1 pseudogene is annotated in these 592 nt (G+C 54.1%); it reads left to right on the top strand.

Annotation, left to right across the window (positions count from 1 at the left end):
* Nucleotides 1–15: 15 nt before the first annotated feature.
* A pseudogene (locus tag A3750_RS21675) lies at nucleotides 16–592 on the top strand (NADH oxidase); the annotation flags it as partial.

The following is a 592-nucleotide window of genomic DNA, read 5'->3' as shown; positions in this document are numbered from 1 at the left end:
GCCGTTCGCTCAGCGGTGAGCGATACGTTTGCTGTCTCTGTAAAGCTGAACTCGGCTGATTTTCAGCGAGGAGGCTTTAGCGAGGATGATGCGCGGTATGTTATTGAACAGCTGAATAACGAAGCTGTAGATCTGGTAGAGCTTTCTGGCGGGAGTTATGAGAGTCCTGCGATGCAAGGGCGGACGGCAGACGGGAGAACCTTGGCCAGAGAAGCGTATTTTCTGGAATTCGCACGTGAGCTTGGCAAGGTCGCGACAATGCCCTTGATGACGACCGGTGGCATTCGTCGCAAAGAAGTCGCCGAAAGTGTGCTTGCAGCAGGTGTCGATATTGTCGGTATGGCAACGGCGTTGGCTTTGAACCCCAACTTACCTTCGCTTTGGCAAACCCAGCCGCATGCAACGGTCAGCATTCCAGAGCCGCAGTTTAGCGATAAAGCCATTGCGTCACTTGCGACCATGGCGATGGTGCGCAGACAGTTGCGCCGCCTTGGTAAGGGAAAATCTCCTAAGCCGTCGCCATCACCCATGTATTCGCTGATCAGTGATCGGCTACGGTTTTCTCGAATGACCAAGCGCTACAACAAACGGG

The sequence above is a fragment of the Oleiphilus sp. HI0079 genome, assembly GCF_001635105.1.
Note: the sequence above shows the minus strand (reverse complement) of the source record. Positions and strands in the feature narration are given on the sequence as shown.